11 protein-coding genes and 1 CRISPR repeat array are annotated in these 19,447 nt (G+C 35.2%); all 11 genes read right to left on the reverse strand.

Annotated features, from left to right (window positions below; translation table 11 throughout):
• Positions 1–94: 94 nt before the first annotated feature.
• A complete protein-coding gene (locus DXD11_RS04455; RefSeq protein ID WP_118757827.1) occupies positions 95–877 on the reverse strand; it encodes an AlkZ-related protein in 783 nt (260 codons plus the stop codon).
• Positions 878–885: 8 nt separating this feature from the next.
• A complete protein-coding gene (locus DXD11_RS04460; RefSeq protein WP_015534796.1) occupies positions 886–1,296 on the reverse strand; it encodes a peptide deformylase in 411 nt (136 codons plus the stop codon).
• 20 nt (positions 1,297–1,316) lie between these two features.
• Complete coding sequence (locus DXD11_RS04465; protein WP_118757828.1) at positions 1,317–2,510, reverse strand: class I SAM-dependent methyltransferase; 1,194 nt, start codon at positions 2,508–2,510, stop codon at positions 1,317–1,319.
• A 66-nt stretch (positions 2,511–2,576) separates the two neighbouring features.
• Positions 2,577–3,026: a YaiI/YqxD family protein gene (locus DXD11_RS04470; protein WP_118757829.1), complete on the reverse strand. Its 450-nt coding sequence runs from the start codon at positions 3,024–3,026 to the stop codon at positions 2,577–2,579.
• Between the two features lie 218 nt (positions 3,027–3,244).
• Positions 3,245–11,798: direct repeats of the CRISPR family, unit length 30 nt; unit sequence ATTTACATTCCACTATGTATCTATTAAATC.
• Between the two features lie 177 nt (positions 11,799–11,975).
• Positions 11,976–12,254 (reverse strand): CRISPR-associated endonuclease Cas2, encoded by a 279-nt coding sequence (cas2, locus tag DXD11_RS14830; RefSeq protein WP_118757830.1) that lies wholly within the window; start codon positions 12,252–12,254, stop codon positions 11,976–11,978.
• A gap of 3 nt (positions 12,255–12,257) precedes the next feature.
• The gene (gene cas1b / locus DXD11_RS04480) at positions 12,258–13,250 is read right to left on the reverse strand and encodes a type I-B CRISPR-associated endonuclease Cas1b (protein WP_118757831.1); all 993 of its coding nucleotides are present in this window, start codon (positions 13,248–13,250) and stop codon (positions 12,258–12,260) included.
• Between the two features lie 11 nt (positions 13,251–13,261).
• The gene (cas4, locus tag DXD11_RS04485) at positions 13,262–13,756 is read right to left on the reverse strand and encodes a CRISPR-associated protein Cas4 (RefSeq protein ID WP_118757832.1); all 495 of its coding nucleotides are present in this window, start codon (positions 13,754–13,756) and stop codon (positions 13,262–13,264) included.
• 12 nt (positions 13,757–13,768) lie between these two features.
• Positions 13,769–16,159 carry a CRISPR-associated helicase Cas3' gene (gene cas3 / locus DXD11_RS04490; RefSeq protein ID WP_118757833.1) on the reverse strand — a complete coding sequence of 797 codons (2,391 nt, stop codon included), beginning with the start codon at positions 16,157–16,159 and terminating at the stop codon, positions 13,769–13,771.
• A gap of 48 nt (positions 16,160–16,207) precedes the next feature.
• A complete protein-coding gene (cas5b, locus tag DXD11_RS04495) occupies positions 16,208–16,906 on the reverse strand; it encodes a type I-B CRISPR-associated protein Cas5b (protein ID WP_118757876.1) in 699 nt (232 codons plus the stop codon).
• The gene (gene cas7i, locus DXD11_RS04500) at positions 16,890–17,768 is read right to left on the reverse strand and encodes a type I-B CRISPR-associated protein Cas7/Cst2/DevR (RefSeq protein WP_118757834.1); all 879 of its coding nucleotides are present in this window, start codon (positions 17,766–17,768) and stop codon (positions 16,890–16,892) included. Before cas7i ends, cas5b begins: the two co-directional genes overlap by 17 nt.
• The gene (cas8a1, locus tag DXD11_RS04505; RefSeq protein WP_118757835.1) at positions 17,761–19,446 is read right to left on the reverse strand and encodes a type I-B CRISPR-associated protein Cas8b1/Cst1; all 1,686 of its coding nucleotides are present in this window, start codon (positions 19,444–19,446) and stop codon (positions 17,761–17,763) included. The genes cas7i and cas8a1 overlap by 8 nt, the downstream gene beginning before the upstream one ends.
• Position 19,447 lies beyond the last annotated feature (1 nt).

Genomic DNA, 19,447 nt, shown 5'->3' on the forward strand with positions numbered 1-19,447 from the left:
ATATGTAATGTTATGTGTAAACTTTTGATGTAAACCCTTTTGATGCAGTTTCCATACATATAAATATTTTCGTCATCTTGTCTGTATATCGTCTCTACTTTAAAACCTTCTTTATCTGTTTCTCTGTGGCAATCGGGTAGATATCATCCATATGCCTCACTATCCTCTCCCATGACTTCTCCGGGCTCTCACCATATGCAGATGCCACGTAGTCATATCCCCACAGTTTCTCCGGCATAGAATACACGGCCACATTCCAGCCGTATTCCGCGCCCTTTTTGTTCACCCGCTTTCTGAAGTCACATGCACACAGGTAGGTCTGCATCTGGAGCTGTGTCATCGTACCCTCAAAGCCTTTCTCTCCGCCCTTGCCAAATCCGGCAAGCTTCTTTATATCGAATGAAAAAAGTTCTGTATTGTACATACTATCCAGCTTTTCTGCTGCAAATTCCGCATCGCTCTCCTCGTCTATACGGTCATCCATGAACAAGTCCATGATCTTCTTCTGCCTGAATGATGCAAGCTCATCATCCCATCTGGCATCGAAATCATATCCAGCTCTTCTATAATTTGCAAAATACGGGAACCATTTCTTTGAGATAAATCCCGCCTTATTGTGGAAAAATTTGCCGTATGCGATATCGCCTCTTCTGGCTATGATCTCGCGCCACACCCAAGGATCCCTCTGCGGGTCTTCACTCCACCAATACTTCTCCGTGGTTCGCTCTTCCACCGAAAATCCAGGTATCTCATTGCGGAAAAGAGGCAGGAATCCCACTTCCTCTATATATCCGATAAGTTCGTCCACCGTGTGCAGGCACTCCGGATCATCCTCCGAAACTCCATACATGATCCATGTTCCGTCTTTTGATTCCATAAACTCTCCTAAATTATTCGCCCCTCAAGGTGATCCATCTCATGGAGCACTATCTGGGCTATATATCCGTTGAACTTCATACGCTTTTTTGCAAATGATGCATCCTGAAACTCTACTTCTATGTCTCTATACCTTGTCACCTTTCTCGTGCCGTCCAGAGACAGACATCCCTCCTCTGTCTCGTAAGCCCCCGACTTTGACAGGAGTACCGGATTCAGCATGACAACATTGGCAAATCCCATACTGACGATGATTATCCTCTTCTTATATCCGATCATGTTGCCAGCCATGCCGACGCACCTCGCCTGATTTGCCGCTAATGTGTCCTGCATATCTGCTATGATCCCCGCATCCATAGTCGTCATCGGAGATGACTTCTGGCTGAGAAACATCTGATCTCTTACTATCTGTTTTACCATGGTCTATTACCTTTCCTTATCTACTCACCATTCTTCACGTACAGGAATAATTTCGACTTGAGCAGCTTCTTCGGCGTTGCCGAGATCTCGCATATCTCCTCGTATATGCGGTTGCACACGATAAAATACGCAGCCAGGGCAGTCAGCACATTCTTCTGATTTGCGCTCTGGAAATTGTACTTTCCCGTCTTCTCATTCTTCTCGCTTCTGGCATGTTTTACCAGGTTATAGTCATTCCACCAATCCGCGATCCTGCCATCCACAAATGCGCTGAACGGCTTCAACTCGATATCTTCAAATGTGTCTATCGTCCTCACTGCGTCAAGCCTGATAGCCGGGAATTTCCTAAGCACAGGAGTAAGCCTGTCATGTATATTGTACTTCTTCCTGTAATCGTCCTCCTCTACCATCTTGCAATATATCTCAATCAGAGAATCAATATTGCTGCAGATGTTCAGAAACATATTTATGTATCTGCTTGAAAATGTCGGGAAGTTGCTCTTGTGAATGTCCACATACTCCGAACTGATCCTGACATCCTTCTCAATGATCTGGTATTGCTTCCAGAAAATGTTCAGAAATTCCTTCTCAGTTATGACAACTCTGGTCTTCTTCACCAGAACATTTACCCACAAGTGTCCCTGACCTATCCTGTCAAGCCTGACGTCCTGACTCGTCCACACATCCTCCAGCGATGCGCCTGAAACCAACGCCACCATATCGCAGACCCGGGCCTCCGTATAATTGGCAAATGTCCTTCCATCATCCCGCGTCCGTTCACTCTTGCCGTACTTCCACGAAGCATACAATACCCCGCCGACCCTGAGCGCCTTCATAGCCTTCTCAAGGATCTTGTGCATATCACTCTTTGCAACATGGAGCAGCGAAGCACACGCCCACACAGCGTCAAATTCATTCTCATAGTTCATGGCCTCAATGCGCATATGTACAGCCTCTTTTCCCGTCAGCTCCTGAGTTTTCCTGCACATAGCCTCAGACGCATCCAGAGATACGACATCATATCCCTTGTCCAGAAAATATTTGCTGTCACGGCCACTGCCGCAGCCAAGATCAAGAATCCTGCTGCCCGGCTTGAGATGTTCCTCAAATCGCTTGTAAATGTCCGACATGTCTGCATTTCTGGTTACCTCTGAATATCTGTCAGCATGTGTGTTGTAGTATTCTATTGTTCTATTTGTGTTTTTATCATCCATTAAAATCTGACCTCTTCCGGTTCGTTGGTGGTGAGGTTTCGAATCCCCCTCCACCTTCATATGTATCTACAGATTATTTGCCTTCCGCAGCAGCTTCTCAAATGACTCCGCAAATCTCTGGTCATCCTCTTCTGTCCTCTTCCTCGGCCCTTTGATATGATTCCTGCTCGATGCCCTTCTCGCTTTCTTATTCAAATGTCTCTCCATAAGCATCTGATCGATATTCTCATTTGTATACCACTTTCCCGATTGGTGTATCGCAAATGCACCTTTTTCCAGTGCCATCGCAGCCACGCCATAATCCTGAGTTACAACTATATCACCTCTATGGCAAATGCTTATCAGCTTGTAATCCACCGCATCCGCTCCGGCACCGACTACTACAACCTCACTGTAATCAGATGTGAGGACATGGTTCGTATCGCATAGAAGCGTTATCGGTATGTTATATTTTGTTGCTATGTCTTCTGCTATGCCTACTACGGGGCAGGCGTCGGCGTCTATGTATATGTGCATGGGTAAGTCCTTTATATTACTTTGTTTTTATATTATGTTATTATTTTACATTTCCCGTGGCTATAGTTCAATCTCTATAATATTTTATTGAAAAAACTATATATCATCTATAAATCACTGTTGATAACGTTACATATATCATGTATTACAATATTGAATTCCATTATGTATCTATTAATTTCTAAAAACAGAATTGAGTTCTGGCACCATGATATAGAATTTACATTCCACTATGTATCTATTAAATCCAAGCGTTTGTGATACCGACATAAAAATTAAGTCCTTATTTACATTCCACTATGTATCTATTAAATCGATACACCAGACAGGTTACCTCCGCTATTAATGCGTATTTACATTCCACTATGTATCTATTAAATCTATGCAGAGCTTACAGGTGCCGTGTATCGGATGTTATTTACATTCCACTATGTATCTATTAAATCTTGTTGAATGGGACCATGTAATAGTGTCCGAGCTGATTTACATTCCACTATGTATCTATTAAATCCCTGTCATCGTTGCGGTACTGGCGTCATCTGGATTAATTTACATTCCACTATGTATCTATTAAATCGCAAATAACAGGGTCATTGTACTGTGTAAACAAAACGATTTACATTCCACTATGTATCTATTAAATCTTGAGTATCGACCAAAACCCGCTTGCGCTAGGATCTGATTTACATTCCACTATGTATCTATTAAATCGATAAGTTTTCTTGGGTCGTTCATGGTGATTCTGAATTTACATTCCACTATGTATCTATTAAATCTGTATATTTGATGTTCTTAATCACAAGTTCAACGCATTTACATTCCACTATGTATCTATTAAATCCAGTATATCGTATTCTGTGTGATTTTAAGAAATTTTAGATTTACATTCCACTATGTATCTATTAAATCACGATGTTAGCTAGGTGCGTTTATAACAGATACAAATTTACATTCCACTATGTATCTATTAAATCGAGGCTACCGAAATCTCGGCAAGAGCGAAGGAAACACATTTACATTCCACTATGTATCTATTAAATCTGGCTTGACGCTGAAAAGTATGATCCAAACATCGAAATTTACATTCCACTATGTATCTATTAAATCGATTTCTGTCACCTTCGGTATTGCGTCGGTAACTATATTTACATTCCACTATGTATCTATTAAATCTATACGCACCGCCCTCTGAACCATTCTTTAATAGCATTTACATTCCACTATGTATCTATTAAATCATTAGTCTCAAGCTGCCTTTCAAGTATCGACTGTTTCATTTACATTCCACTATGTATCTATTAAATCCAGTGCGTAGCGGCTCAGAGTCTAACCAGACCCAGTACAAATTTACATTCCACTATGTATCTATTAAATCACATATCCGTGTTCGGTGTACAGCCAAATCCCACTTTATTTACATTCCACTATGTATCTATTAAATCCACCATCCACATAGTATAGTATATATGCTTGCTTGAATTTACATTCCACTATGTATCTATTAAATCACCTGTCCCACTCGCAATGTTGATGTTTGGTAAATTATTTACATTCCACTATGTATCTATTAAATCTCATATAACTATAGATAATAGTAATAAAGTTATTGAATTTACATTCCACTATGTATCTATTAAATCGTGACGCTCTTCGTGTTTGATGAAGTGGGGGCTATCATTTACATTCCACTATGTATCTATTAAATCGGTGTTCGGCAGTGGAAAGACTCTGGATATGACGAATTTACATTCCACTATGTATCTATTAAATCTGGGCGTATCTCAACGCACTCGGCGGTTTCTCAGATTTACATTCCACTATGTATCTATTAAATCGGAATTTAAGGACTATTATATACACTATAGCTTCATTTACATTCCACTATGTATCTATTAAATCTAATCCCATGATAAAAATATTCCATCTCTTATAGTATTTACATTCCACTATGTATCTATTAAATCAGTTCCATCCCAGGTAGTTCGTGAATATAGACTGTATTTACATTCCACTATGTATCTATTAAATCATGTTTTACCTCCTGTAATTACTCAAATACGATCATATTTACATTCCACTATGTATCTATTAAATCTATCGCTTATAATTGACCTCATACCACTTAAATAAATTTACATTCCACTATGTATCTATTAAATCCTAGCTCTGATTGTTGGAATTGAATCAAAGTTAGAATTTACATTCCACTATGTATCTATTAAATCCGCTTGTTCCCATGGTCTAAGTCCAAGTTCTTCATGATTTACATTCCACTATGTATCTATTAAATCTTATAGTGCTTTCATCGGTAACATGCTTTGTTCCCCTATTTACATTCCACTATGTATCTATTAAATCTTGTTAAGTCGGCGGTAGCAGACTACAAACAGGAAAATTTACATTCCACTATGTATCTATTAAATCAATCCCACATAAGACCCACTACGTTTGACTTACTATATTTACATTCCACTATGTATCTATTAAATCCTTTTGAGGCAATTTCTACAGCGGTTTCAAATGTATTTACATTCCACTATGTATCTATTAAATCCGACAGAAGAAGTTAAAGCGTTTAATAACTTTTTGATTTACATTCCACTATGTATCTATTAAATCGAATAAGACAAACGAGAAAACGCATTCCATTCAGAAATTTACATTCCACTATGTATCTATTAAATCAGTATGATGATACATACATTAAGCATATTCAAGACATTTACATTCCACTATGTATCTATTAAATCAGTCCCACATAAGACCCACTACGTTTGACTTACTATATTTACATTCCACTATGTATCTATTAAATCCTTTTGAGGCAATTTCTACAGCGGTTTCAAATGTATTTACATTCCACTATGTATCTATTAAATCCGACAGAAGAAGTTAAAGCGTTTAATAACTTTTTGATTTACATTCCACTATGTATCTATTAAATCGAATAAGACAAACGAGAAAACGCATTCCATTCAGAAATTTACATTCCACTATGTATCTATTAAATCAGTATGATGATACATACATTAAGCATATTCAAGACATTTACATTCCACTATGTATCTATTAAATCGGTTTCTTCCTGTGACCTTTATGCAACTATTATGTTGATTTACATTCCACTATGTATCTATTAAATCTAAAAGAAAACTGCACAGATACTTTAAAATATTCATTTACATTCCACTATGTATCTATTAAATCAGTCTGAATAATCAGCTATGTCTGTGCTGTATGTATTTACATTCCACTATGTATCTATTAAATCGTAGTAATAGTGCTTGTCCTGTCATAGTTATAGACATTTACATTCCACTATGTATCTATTAAATCGTAATCTGCTCTAGGATGTTTCCACACTCAAGCTGATTTACATTCCACTATGTATCTATTAAATCCGGCAACAATATATGACATCAAGACGGGGCTGGGATTTACATTCCACTATGTATCTATTAAATCTGACTTCTTGAGCTTGTTAGCCAGCTTAACTGCAATTTACATTCCACTATGTATCTATTAAATCGTGGCATTATCGACAAATACTGCTTCAGTTATTACTGATTTACATTCCACTATGTATCTATTAAATCCCGCTGTATCTGTATAATTCAATATATATTTGAATATTTACATTCCACTATGTATCTATTAAATCCAACTATAACAACCATACCACCGGAGGACAACTATTATTTACATTCCACTATGTATCTATTAAATCTGACTTGCGGAAAATGGAATGACATTCTATATAAGATTTACATTCCACTATGTATCTATTAAATCCAATACTATACACATAGTATATTATATATGCTTGCATTTACATTCCACTATGTATCTATTAAATCTTGATCGCTTGATTAATATTTAACTTGCTTTGAAATTTACATTCCACTATGTATCTATTAAATCTTTCATACTTTTCTGTTCCAATTCCAAGTTTATTCGATTTACATTCCACTATGTATCTATTAAATCCTTGTCCTTCCTTATTGCAGATAGTCATATTTAACTTTATTTACATTCCACTATGTATCTATTAAATCGTACAGAAGTTAATTATTAACGCAATCGGTCAGACAAATTTACATTCCACTATGTATCTATTAAATCGAATGTAAGAGATTTCATTGGCGGTGATGATTCCAATTTACATTCCACTATGTATCTATTAAATCCGAATTGACAGAAGATGAATCAGCCGCCCAGGACGATTTACATTCCACTATGTATCTATTAAATCGCGCAACAGGTGCAAGGCGTACGGGCGTATATATAATTTACATTCCACTATGTATCTATTAAATCAGCGATCGTTGAAGATCTTAAAAAAGCTGATATGCTATTTACATTCCACTATGTATCTATTAAATCATCAATTTATTGACCGTTTTATCTTTTTTTACGTAATTTACATTTCACTATGTATCTATTAAATCCAAAATCAGACAGCAACACCAGTTTATTCTCTTCAAGATTTACATTCCACTATGTATCTATTAAATCGTAAACATGTTAGCAAAACGATATAAGTCAAATTCATTTACATTCCACTATGTATCTATTAAATCATTGATTATATTATTAATGTCGTTTTTATCCAGTAATTTACATTCCACTATGTATCTATTAAATCTTCTGAGTCTCTTTCGTGTTCTCCTCCTCATTCTTATTTACATTCCACTATGTATCTATTAAATCCAAAATCAGACAGCAAAGTGAGTTTATTCTCTTCAATATTTACATTCCACTATGTATCTATTAAATCTGTTGAGCGTGTATATCGTGTATATACACATAGCTAATTTACATTCCACTATGTATCTATTAAATCATAATCAGCGCCGCCACCTGTGTTGCAACACTTTCATTTACATTCCACTATGTATCTATTAAATCATATGTCATGTGTATATCGTACTCTAATTGTGTGTCATTTACATTCCACTATGTATCTATTAAATCGAACACGGAAACGTTTTGTAAACCTCACTAAAGCTATTTACATTCCACTATGTATCTATTAAATCGACGCAAACGTTCGGCAAATGCTTTTTTAACATTGCGATTTACATTCCACTATGTATCTATTAAATCAGTAATACGCTTTTATAATACTTCCGACTGAGTTTGATTTACATTCCACTATGTATCTATTAAATCATATGACGACATAGGCACTTGAGAATATACAGAGCAATTTACATTCCACTATGTATCTATTAAATCGCGGTTTTGAGTTTGCCGTTATTTGCGACAGGAATATTTACATTCCACTATGTATCTATTAAATCACATACAAGCGATATAACATGCATGATGTTAATAAATTTACATTCCACTATGTATCTATTAAATCCAGTTTTGAGCTTGCCGTTATTTGCGATAGGTATATTTACATTCCACTATGTATCTATTAAATCTGTTGGGCTTATATATTACTGATTGCCCCGTTCCCGATTTACATTCCACTATGTATCTATTAAGTCCATTTAAGCAAGCACAATTATACCTACCTCATATATTTACATTCCACTATGTATCTATTAAATCTCTACGGGTCATTGACTTTGTAATCATAATAGCTTTAATTTACATTCCACTATGTATCTATTAAATCATTACTCTTTGCCGTGGAGATACAACATATATAAACATTTACATTCCACTATGTATCTATTAAATCTCATCCAGACAAATATCTTAGCTGCCATCATGTAAATTTACATTCCACTATGTATCTATTAAATCAAAATCAGACAGCAACACCAGATTATTCTCTTCGACATTTACATTCCACTATGTATCTATTAAATCCGATACTACTAAGACAGTAACAGCTTATAACAAGTATTTACATTCCACTATGTATCTATTAAATCCCTAGCTAGTACACACGTAGTAATCAATACTACATGATTTACATTCCACTATGTATCTATTAAATCGCAAGTAATGACGTCATCGAGGGCATACGTAAGACATTTACATTCCACTATGTATCTATTAAATCTATCTGCCCTCGGAGTACATCTCTACATTGTCCTTAATTTACATTCCACTATGTATCTATTAAATCATTCTGGGCTTTGGTATCTATCAAATAGCTACCATATTTACATTCCACTATGTATCTATTAAATCTTAAACATTTTTACCACATCATAACAAACGGTGCGGATTTACATTCCACTATGTATCTATTAAATCGTAATGCAGAGATTTACGTGGATATCATTCAAGACAATTTACATTCCACTATGTATCTATTAAATCACGAAGTATGAGGCAAGTCAGATAATGCGAAGGCATTTACATTCCACTATGTATCTATTAAATCAAGGAAAGGTGAAGTCCTGCGGATGCCTTGCAAGAGATTTACATTCCACTATGTATCTATTAAATCCTAAAGCAGTCGAAAAAGAAAACGTATTATTAGACAAATTTACATTCCACTATGTATCTATTAAATCGGATGATACTGTATTACCATCAGCATCTTTATATACAATTTACATTCCACTATGTATCTATTAAATCTCAACTCATCAACAATGACATATTTGTCAGCTTCAAAATTTACATTCCACTATGTATCTATTAAATCTATATGTATATGTCCATTCGGGATGCTCAGGGTCATTTACATTCCACTATGTATCTATTAAATCAGGAACTGTACAACAAGGCGGTTGAGAACGACCTTGAATTTACATTCCACTATGTATCTATTAAATCAAAGACACAAAAAAGCGAAAAGGAAAGGTATTCTTTTATTTACATTCCACTATGTATCTATTAAATCTAATTCATAATTTGAACACTACCCATACAACCAACACATTTACATTCCACTATGTATCTATTAAATCACAGTAGCATATTCTAATGACATTGCCCCTTTTAAATTTACATTCCACTATGTATCTATTAAATCGTAGCGACAGAGGCGACAGATACATTTGATGTCAATTTACATTCCACTATGTATCTATTAAATCACAAATGTATTTGTTAATGCCACAAATCTTACTTGCATTTACATTCCACTATGTATCTATTAAATCGTGGTTGTGGGGCTATATGTACGATAATAAAAAAATTTACATTCCACTATGTATCTATTAAATCGCATGACAATAATATATTCTCGTCCTGTCTCCATCAATTTACATTCCACTATGTATCTATTAAATCGAGATAATTTTTCATATCTATCGTAATTCTCTACATTTACATTCCACTATGTATCTATTAAATCAAATAACAGGAAGTCTTTACTGCGTAAATAAAACGATTTACATTCCACTATGTATCTATTAAATCTCTGACTCCACACGCCTGTGCCGTCCTTGACCTCTCATTTACATTCCACTATGTATCTATTAAATCGGACATCAAGGAGATAGGCAATACCACATACACGCGGATTTACATTCCACTATGTATCTATTAAATCCAAAAATGTGTCTAGCTCATCCGTAACTGGAGTTTATTATTTACATTCCACTATGTATCTATTAAATCTGCCTTGAGCTCATCAAATATCTTAGCATATGTTGTATTTACATTCCACTATGTATCTATTAAATCAAGAGACAGGCTGCATTGTATCATGACAATAAAAATTTACATTCCACTATGTATCTATTAAATCGTTCTGGTCATTGTTTTGATGCTTCTGGAATGCCATTTACATTCCACTATGTATCTATTAAATCGACATACTTATCAGTTTCAAACGGCGATGATATATATTTACATTCCACTATGTATCTATTAAATCGATGTTATACCGCCATGGCAAAGAGTAATCAACAGATTTACATTCCACTATGTATCTATTAAATCTTGTGTTAACTGTCAATGACTCCGATACATTAGACATTTACATTCCACTATGTATCTATTAAATCCGGGGCTTGGCGGTGACTTAGAACTGAACAAAGACATTTACATTCCACTATGTATCTATTAAATCAATTTGAGGGGCGCAAAGAATGGATTGACGAGGTAAATTTACATTCCACTATGTATCTATTAAATCGATATATACTCGGCAATGATGAAAGACAATGAATCAATTTACATTCCACTATGTATCTATTAAATCGCGGTTTTGAGTTTGCTATTGCTTGCCACGGGCAAATTTACATTCCACTATGTATCTATTAAATCGATGTTATACCGCCATGGCAAAGAGTAATCGACAGATTTACATTCCACTATGTATCTATTAAATCTCTCACGGAAGCAATAGCTAACAATATACTACCTAATTTACATTCCACTATGTATCTATTAAATCGCTTCAACTGCTGACAGCGTTACCGCCTTTTATAAGATTTACATTCCACTATGTATCTATTAAATCATATAGAGTTGCTAAACGTCTCAGTAAGTCATCAATTTACATTCCACTATGTATCTATTAAATCATGCTGAGTTGAGCAAGAGATAAGGAGTTAAACAAATTTACATTCCACTATGTATCTATTAAATCAACACTGGAAGTGCGGGCGCATTAACAAGCGCAGTATTTACATTCCACTATGTATCTATTAAATCCAGGTCGAGCGGTAAAACAACCGCTTGGCTACTAGTATTTACATTCCACTATGTATCTATTAAATCTTCACTAATCGGCACTAGCGATAAAATTTCAAATATATTTACATTCCACTATGTATCTATTAAATCCGATAAACAGACGCTCTGAATATTTTGATGAACATTTACATTCCACTATGTATCTATTAAATCCCGTACCGCAACACCTTATCATTTCTCAAGCCTATTTTGTGCTTTTTTGTCGACCTACCATCATTCATGGTAACAAAATATGTATACATCAGAAACTTTCTTTATTCACCGCATAACTACTACATTGTCGATGTCCCTGTATTTTTACAACATTTCAGGTCGACAACACAGCAGGCATCAGATAAAGAAGCTAGTTGCGTCATCTTTCACTCCCCAGAATTCTTTATCTAGCCATCTTTCCTGACGACTTTTAAATATGATCACCGAATCCTGTTGCTTATCAATATATTCATCCAGTTCTCTCTGCAACTTTACAAGTTGCACCTTTGAAATTTCACCTTCAAATACTGAATTTTGAATATGTGTCAGATATTTCTTACATATCTTGAATACATGTGACCACCGTTTCCGGCCATTATCGTCTAAGCTAATATCGTATACCAGTACAACGTACATTTCTCACCACCATATCTTAAATCCTTCATACTGTTTCTCTCCAATTAAATGTTTGATCAATTTATAAGCCTCAAGTCTCATCAAATACTGATACGACACCTGACGGCCTAATTCTTTATGCATGATTGTCTTCTTCAAACTCTTTTCTAATTCTTGAGCAATGAGCCTTGAACTCTCCTTTTTCAAATGTAAAAAGTTTAGTTCCTTTGTAAAACTATCTTCTGTGATCTGACGTCTGTTCAATAATGAAAATATTAATCTATCACCTATAAGTGGCTTAAATACCTCTGATATATCAAGGCACAATGAGAATCTTCTTACACCCGGTTCATGCAAATAACTTATAGTTGGATTTAACTGGGTTTTATATATCTCACTCAATACCTTTGAATATATAAGCGAGTTTACAAACGAAATCAACGAATTTATCATATTATCTGGTGGATGCATGACTCTTTTATCAAAGTTAATCTCCTGATCTACTATAATATTCCAAGCCGAGTAGTAACTTTTTCTTATATTACCCTCTATTCCCATCAGTTCTTCGATTGTATTAGATCTGTCAATTTCTCTTCTCAAACTATCAATTTCCCTCATTTGTTGAGAAACAGCTTTTCCACGGCCATTATAATATCTCAGATTTCTGTATATATTATCAGCCGCTGCCTCAATAAATTTCTGGGCTATAACCATACGCTTTGTATAATCAGTATAATGTTCTACCTGTTTCACAAGCATATTTCCTGCAAGCAACTGCTCCCTCGGATAAAAACTGCCTGTGTAGAAATTATAATAATTAAAAAAATGGATTGGTATTCCATATTGAGATATGTATGTCAGGAAAGTTGTGTTAAATGACATTTCTGACATTATGTATATATCATCTATACGCTCAATCGGAATATCCCGCTTTTCTCCCTCATACGATGTAAATCTTAATGTATTGTCTTTACGTTTAAGATCCCCATCGTTATATACATAAAAACTTTGTCCCATAAAATCCCCCTTTAAATAAAACAGAGATCATGATATGCACATTTATTACAGATTTTTTTCTCCTCAAATGCAGGAGGAAATTCTCCTCTGGCTATTATGTCTATATCTTTTAATATACTGTCCAACTCAGTTTTGTCGCTATCGCTAAGCTCCACAACTAGAGTTTTCTTTATCAAAGGATAATCGATTTTTGCTTTCAGATTACTTACCCCTCTTTTCTCCAAATAATATAAGTAATATTTAACCTGCCATATTCCCGCTTCCTCAATCGCTCTGCTCTTTTTTATCTCGTGTAATTCATTATGGTCTTTTATAAAATCAATATTAATAATATTGTCTATATTTACATGTTTCTCATCGCGTTTATAACTATCCTCATCCAGCAGTTTTCCGAGTTGAACATTCTCATTATCTCCTTCCATCTGTATCTCATTACTGAAATACCATAACTTTCTTTTACACACAAAGTAATAATAGACCATAACACCTGTGATACGATTCTCCATATGCACATCCTCCTACAGGAAATTATCCTCGTCATTTTTATTGAACAGATCCAGACCTACTCCTGTGCCCGTTTCCTCATCAAATTCATAACGCATCGATGTTCTATGAATATTTGTACCTTCAATACATGTATCTATACCTTCCACACCATATTTGCTCGAATACAGATTAAGACTTAGTGTCCTGTCTAATATGTCTGATCTTATCAACTGCCTAATTTCTCTATCAACTCGCGGCGTTTGCAATAACGCTATCTCTTTTTCTATAATATCGCAGTTATTATAATATTCATCATCAGGAATAAGTGTAATACTGTTTATTTCTCTGAAATCATAATCCACATCTTTCTTGCTCTTGTAATCAAGCGGTTTCAAGTTTTCAAATTTATCTAGATTTTTCTTTATTGTATCAAAGTACCATGAACCTTCTATCGCATTAATATCATATACCTCATTTATATAGTTTCTTTTGTCTGTCTCTGACATCAACTTCCCATCATATCTTCGCAAAGTCTCCACTGATCGATCATATATAACCCTATCATATATTCCTCTCTTCTTATCATTCTTTACACCTGAGTTATTTACATATACATATACATTAGGCTGATCCGTACTTATATATCCCGCTCTATTGCATCGTCCCATTCTCTGTAATAGACTATCCGCAGTTGCCATCTCAGTGAAAAGTACATCAAAATCTATATCAAGACTGGCCTCTACTATCTGTGTTGTAATCCAGATTCCTATTGCGGATTCATCTTTCGAAAAATCCATTATCTTATTTTCCAGTATCCTTCTATGCCTGTTTATATACCTTGAATGGAGTAGATCACAACACATTCCACTTTCAATAATATCCCTATATAATTTCTGTGCTTTTGTAACTGTATTACAAATTACAAGAACCTTTTTCTGCTGCCCCTCTTCAACGATATTATCAATGTCTAAATCTCCATCCACCATCTTTATACGATGTCTATCATTAATAGCACTTGCCGAGAAATCCTGATATACATAATCCCTGTCTTCCAACAAACCATACTTGTTCATAAAATACGACATAACTGGTGGAAATGTAGCCGTTATAATTGAGAATTTTCCGCCCATCATGTTTATCTCTTTAAGTCCGTATATCAGTGCTGCAACTATCTTGGGTGAATACGCCTGTATCTCATCAACTATGAGTTTTGAATACTTCAATGTTGCCGCAAATACTTCTGTACCAGGAAATTTATACACAAATTTCAATAACTGATCAACAGTACACACTGTAAGTGGATATGCAAGTAGTTTTGCTCTCTCATACCGTTTCTGTTGATCACCAATAGCATCTGAATTGCTGCTTGAGTAATAACTCAGACTATTTGAATGAAGTATAGCTGTATTTTCAAATTCATATTTATATTTAATTCTCTCATATATTGCATTTGCCGATACCCTAAGTGGCAATGTATAAAATCCTTTATCGCCGTTCAGCCAAAGTAATGCTGCTTCAGTCTTTCCTGAACCTGTAGGTGCTATCACCACAACATTTTTGTCAGAATTATCCTTCATGTATTCCTGGGCCGGTCGAAGAGATCCCTGCATCTTCATCTCTATATTTTTGCATAACTTCTTTTCAAATATATCAACACCGAGCTCTGCTTCCTCATATCCAGAACTGACCGTCCAATCGAACTTGTTCAACATGCCTTTAACAAGCATATACTTGCACCATATATTCTCCGAAATACTTATTGATTCAAGTTGAACATCCGAAGCATCTGAAAATAATAGTTTATTTCTATTAGTTCTTTTCAAATTAAATCTTTCTTCACCCAGATATTTCTCAATCTCATCTATATACCATTTCTCAGCATATTTTTCTATATAACTATTAGTGTATACATCATCTCTATCATGATGATAATATATTGCAGAAACCAGTATCCTAAAATCATCTTTCAGCAATTCTAAATTATTTCCCATCATTTCTGCACATATTTTTTTCTTGGAAATACTTAATGCACTCAGAAAACCATGTGGAATCTGCGCCACATCACTAGCTAAATGTATGTTTGGATTGACTATAGACTGAAATACTAAATTCACCTTACCAACATCGTGCCATTCACAGGCTTTCATGACCAGATACTTTTCCTTGTCTGTAAAATATGTTCCATATATACCAAAGAATTTTTCTGCACATGACAATATTTCCTCTGTGTGTGCTGCCAACGTTTTTTGTTCTTTATCAGATAACTTTGAATCAATATTTTTCAAATAAATTTTTAATTTATCAATTAATTCATAGTATTCGTTTTCATCATATTCATTTATCAAAGCAATGGTATTTTTTATAATTTTATCTATTTTATCTTTCGGCAAGCCCTTCTCAACCGATTTTGCATAATATTCCATACTACTTCCCCCCAATAAATCCAAAATGTAACTATTAATAGACTAGAATCATGCCAATGCTACAACAGCTCCCATATCATCGACACACACCTCTTCAAATACAGTCCCCTTTGTCATGTGATATACCCTAATCTTACCGCCTTCCCTCTTCCAACGACGAAGTCCCTGTTTTGTAATCTCATACTCTTTGGTGAGTGTATAAACAGTTCCCGCCATCTCAATCTCACTACTTACCGGCACGTAGATATCATTAAGAGTTTCTATCTCCTCATCTTCACTTAACGTAACTTCTCTGACTGACTGTATATCCAGCAGGTCTTCATATCTCCCGAGAGAAGGATATACGACAGGATTTTTTAGTCCCTCAAATACCCTATCATAATCCTGCTCCTCTGGGACTACATGAATGATCAATCTGCTATTACATATCAGTTCCACATGAGCTATGCCTTTAAATGCTCCGTATTTTTTATCACCCTCATCAATACAGATATTATGGCGTCCCGCCTCATACTTTGAATCCATAGAAAATGAATATCTTGTATATAGTTCCGACACTGATCCAGAGTTCGTTCCCTGAATACTTACCTTCATTGGATGATACTCTTTAAATCCGCACACAGCATGTACCATTCCAATAACCGTTGAGTATGGAGGCATAGGATACGACTCTTTTATGATAAAACTACTAGGTTTCCTGTAATTAGCTGTATTCTGATAACATTCGATCCTAATTGCTCTCTCCATAATATTCATCAACTTCCTTCTTTAAATGAGTAAATACTTCCGCTACCGTAACTGCATTGATCGTATCTTTTATCTCTTTATCATTTGTGAATATACCACTCATAACTCCTGCCATAGTGTTGTCTTTTACATCATCATTGCTATTGATAACTTCAGATATCATTCTAACATTCAAGCAAGAATCCTCTACCACAATCCTGTTCTCAAAGAATGGATTCTTTCTTGAATATCTTCCGCCAACTACAAACACCGGATTCAAATTCTCTCTTCTTCCCTTTATGTCTCTATAAAGGAACATCACTGTGTCCAGGAATTTCTTAACTCTATCTGCTTTCTCCTCGGAAGGAATATTTATATCACCATCAACACCTATTCTATCCAAATCTATTGTTATTGTATATGTATACAAGGACCTGTGGATTTCACTCTGAGCTATGCCATTTTCAAGATTCTGTCTTCTTGCAAGTCCCATGTTTGTGAGGAACTCAAGATCGCTTTTATATGGCTCAAGTGCAACTGCATTACTAAGCCTTACAACTGCACTTCTTGTCATGGCGCCTCCCTTTTTATCATCCTCCTTTGAACTGGTCTTCATATAACCAAAAAGATCTATTTCAGGATAATCCACTATATTGGCTGATGGAGCAAACTGTACAACACCACTCTTTCCATCAACTGGGGTTGTATCCCATCCAAGCTGCTGTATCATGTTATATCTGAGTGCCTGCCTTGATATATATGAATACTGCTCATAATTTCCCCTTGTCATCTTTTTTAATGTACTGATGTTTCCTACACCCTCACCATAATTCGCACTCTCGGCAAGGAATACCATTGTAACTGTTAATCCATTTCTACTCATTAGTAATCTCCTCCTTCTTCTCATAATGACTACCCTGCAGTCCTAATAAAAATGCGTAGCCATATTCTTTAAACCTGCTCTGATCTCCAATGCACTCTACAAACTCATTAGGTACCTGTAACCTTGTGGAACAATATACTCTTAATATAATTTCCATAAATTTATTTGCATTTCCCACAGACAATGCATTTAACAGCTGATACACAGTTCCTCTTATACACGAATCATCTGTAGCACCTTTCGCCAAAAGCAATGCTTTACGCAATTCGTAACCACGATCTCTCACACTGTATCGACTCATTATTATTCCTCCTTTTTTCTTATATGTATCAATATTATGAACATTTGTTCTAAGTTGCACATCATAAACATTTGCCGCTGTGTAAACTACCCCATTTGTTTCAATAGCTATTTTCAGTAATGTATTCAGCAAATCATACTGACTTCTATATCTGAGAATATTCAATATTACACTTTCGTGAACATTTATATAATCTGGTCCATTCTTGACATATGGATGCTTACTAAGTGAATCTATACTGTTTTTTATCCCTTTATCATTCAATATAGACAGCACATTCTTGCTGATAACATCAAAGGTATAGGTATCCGCATCATTTATTCCCCTTGTTATAACCTGTACATTACTGAGACCTTTTGTCTTTATTCCCAGCAAAATATTTATGGTTCTTGCTATCCATGAACTATATCGTTCTTCTTTCTCTGTGTCTTTCTGTGATTTTATACTTTCATGACTATACTTGTTATTTGCAGCCAGCAAATTATCAATATCACTGCCTACATTCACAAATACATATCGTCTGCCAATTATCAAAAATCCAAGAGGTGCTAAAGCATATATATACGCACAAACCGGACACAGAAATGCATCCACTTTACAATTCCAGAATGCAGATCTCTTTCTGCTCAGATCATCTGCCATATCTTTCATAAAAGCTATAGAAACTTTCTCTTTTCCGGATATCAGATTGCCGCAGTCTATGCATATATCCTTTTCCTTATCATGTGATTTCTTTATATATTCCCTTAACGGCACTGCAAAGTCAGCCTCAAACACTTCCCTCATATTTTTTGCTGCATTTGCTCTAAGCAAAAAACATTTGCCATCCCAGAAACGATTTATGTAATTGTATAGTGCACTTTTCATTACAAACGTCTCTTCACATACCGGCTGTTTCAGAAAGCGCAAAAGTTCTTCTAGTCTTCGCTTTACTTCCTTGACATCCATTGTATCTTTTAACTTTTGTGCCTGTAATTCCTCATATGGCTGAATCACATCAAGCTGATCTTTTACGCTGACAAATCCTGATTTATAGCTGTTTGAAAGTAACTTATCATTGATAAATTTCAACTTTTCTTTTACATCTTTTAGTTTAAAGTTATCATTCTCAACTACTGCAAGTATACCGTTTATCTCGTCTATAACAGCCTGATACACGGAATAATCTCTATAATATTTTGTGAATGCTTTAAAATATATATCTGTCCAATCGCAGCTCAAAGCAAAGTCTCTGGAGATCCATATTGCCTGTCTGTCTGGTGTATATCCGTAATCTTTATCCTTTTCTGCACAGATAACATCCTCAAGTATGTAATTAAGCCCCACAATTCCTGCATTCTTTAAAAAATCTCCTAAATTTATGACTATACTGTCCACT

The organism is Coprococcus sp. TF11-13 (assembly GCF_003481085.1).
In the GTDB taxonomy this organism is placed as follows: Bacteria; Bacillota; Clostridia; order Lachnospirales; family Lachnospiraceae; genus Coprococcus; species Coprococcus aceti.

Bases quoted from the DNA above. Each gene is read 5' to 3' on its own strand.
- DXD11_RS04455 (WP_118757827.1), bottom strand. From the start codon at position 877: ATGGAATCAAAAGACGGAACATGGATCATGTATGGAGTTTCGGAGGAT.
- DXD11_RS04460 (WP_015534796.1), bottom strand. From the start codon at position 1,296: ATGGTAAAACAGATAGTAAGAGATCAGATGTTTCTCAGCCAGAAGTCA.
- DXD11_RS04465 (WP_118757828.1), bottom strand. From the start codon at position 2,510: ATGGATGATAAAAACACAAATAGAACAATAGAATACTACAACACACAT.
- DXD11_RS04470 (WP_118757829.1), bottom strand. From the start codon at position 3,026: ATGCACATATACATAGACGCCGACGCCTGCCCCGTAGTAGGCATAGCA.
- cas2 (WP_118757830.1), bottom strand. From the start codon at position 12,254: ATGTACGTTGTACTGGTATACGATATTAGCTTAGACGATAATGGCCGG.
- cas1b (WP_118757831.1), bottom strand. From the start codon at position 13,250: ATGGGACAAAGTTTTTATGTATATAACGATGGGGATCTTAAACGTAAA.
- cas4 (WP_118757832.1), bottom strand. From the start codon at position 13,756: ATGGAGAATCGTATCACAGGTGTTATGGTCTATTATTACTTTGTGTGT.
- cas3 (WP_118757833.1), bottom strand. From the start codon at position 16,159: ATGGAATATTATGCAAAATCGGTTGAGAAGGGCTTGCCGAAAGATAAA.
- cas5b (WP_118757876.1), bottom strand. From the start codon at position 16,906: ATGGAGAGAGCAATTAGGATCGAATGTTATCAGAATACAGCTAATTAC.
- cas7i (WP_118757834.1), bottom strand. From the start codon at position 17,768: ATGAGTAGAAATGGATTAACAGTTACAATGGTATTCCTTGCCGAGAGT.